This is a genomic window from Pseudonocardia sp. SID8383 (assembly GCF_009864975.1).
Lineage (GTDB): Bacteria > Actinomycetota > Actinomycetes > Mycobacteriales > Pseudonocardiaceae > Pseudonocardia > Pseudonocardia alni.
On the sequence record NZ_WWFY01001087.1, the window covers coordinates 1 to 1,529 of the forward strand.

Sequence of the window (1,529 nt, forward strand, 5' to 3'; positions counted from 1 at the left end):
GCACACGGGGGACCGGCGGTCCGCCCGGCACCGCGATCCAGCGCAGCCCGGCGGCCTCGGCCGGGGCCGCGCCCGGGTCCGCCGAGGCGTCCTTGACCACGACGACGGTGCCGTCGTCCAGGGTCGCGTGCGGGGGGTGCCCGGCCGGCCCGTCGCGCACCGCACGACCGGTCAGCCGGGCGACGCGGTCGGTCATGCGTTCCGGGTGACGTGCTCGACCAGGCCCGGCATCGCCGCGACGATCATGGCGTGGACCTCGGCGAACCCGTCCGGGCCGCCGTAGTAGGGGTCGGGCACCTCGGCACCCGCGGGGGCTGCCGGGTCGAACGAGCGCAGCAGTCGGACCCGCTTGGGATCGGGCACCGACTGCTCGAGGGTCCGCAGGTGCCCCATGTCCAGCGCCACCAGCAGGTCCGCGGAGAGGATCTCCGAGTCGACCTGGCGGGCGCTGTGGGCGGTGTCGTGACCGTGCTCGGCCAGCACCTGGGCGGCGCGCTCGTCCATGGGCTGCCCGATGTGCCAGTGGCCGGTCCCGGCGCTGGTCACGCGCACCCGGTCGGCCAGCCCGGCGGCCTCGACCTCGGCGGCGAGGATCTTCTCGGCGATCGGGGACCGGCAGATGTTGCCGGTACAGACGAAGACGACGTTCACTGCGACGTTCCTCCGGGGAGCGGGGGCACCGACGTCGACCCTGACGCTCGGGTGTGGTGGCCGGGCCATTGTCCACCGCGCACCGGTGCGCGCCGTAGGGTGGCCCGATGCCGTTCGATCACCATGCGGCCGGGACGGATCACGCGGGCGGGCACGACCTGCGGCACCACGGCGACGCCGAGGCCACCGACGGGCTCGTCGACTTCGCCGTCAACGTGATCGGCGACGGCCCCCCGCCCTGGCTGCGGGACCGGCTCGTCGCGACCCTGGACGGTCTCGGCCGCTACCCGCGGGCCGACCACGACGCCCGCGCCCGCGCCACCGTCGCGGCGCGGCACGGCCGCCACGCGGACGAGGTGCTGGTGCTCGCGGGCAGCGCGGAGGGATTCGCGCTGCTCCCGTCGCTGCGCCCCCGGCTCGCTGCCGTCGTGCACCCCGGGTTCACCGAGCCGGAGGCCGCGCTGCGCGGCGGCGGGGTGGACGTGGTGCGGGTGCTGACCGACGCCGCGACCGGGCACGCGCTCGACCCGGCCGCGGTGCCCGAGGAGGCCGACCTCGTCGTCGTCGGGAACCCGACGAACCCCACCGGGGTGCTGCACCCGGCCGCCGCGCTGCGCGCGCTCGCCCGCCCGGGACGGACCGTGCTCGTCGACGAGGCGTTCGCCGACGCCGTCCCCGGCGAGCCGGAGACACTCGCCGGCGACGCCGGCGTGCCCGGCCTGCTGGTGTTCCGCTCGCTGACCAAGACCTGGGCGCTGGCCGGGCTGCGCGCCGGCTACGCGCTCGGCGCCCCCGAGCTGCTGGCCCGGCTCGCCGCGACCCGCCCGCTGTGGCCGGTCTCCACCCCCGCCCTGGAGGCGGTCATCGCCTGCTGCGAG

At 77.2% G+C, this 1,529-nt stretch carries 2 protein-coding genes and 1 pseudogene; 1 reads left to right on the forward strand and 2 read right to left on the reverse strand.

Translation table 11 applies throughout. The annotated features are described in order from the left end of the window. Positions 1 to 196, reverse strand: a pseudogene (locus GTW08_RS26380) (fructosamine kinase); the annotation flags it as partial. Continuing rightward, the gene (locus GTW08_RS26385; protein ID WP_073577072.1) at positions 193 to 651 is read right to left on the reverse strand and encodes a low molecular weight protein-tyrosine-phosphatase; all 459 of its coding nucleotides are present in this window, start codon (positions 649 to 651) and stop codon (positions 193 to 195) included. The pseudogene GTW08_RS26380 and the gene GTW08_RS26385, both read right to left, overlap by 4 nt. A gap of 107 nt (positions 652 to 758) precedes the next feature. On the opposite strand from GTW08_RS26385, the gene cobC reads away from it, so the two are divergent. Next, positions 759 to 1,529 (forward strand): Rv2231c family pyridoxal phosphate-dependent protein CobC (gene cobC / locus GTW08_RS26390; RefSeq protein WP_161152674.1); only part of this gene is annotated, 771 nt, incomplete at its 3' end.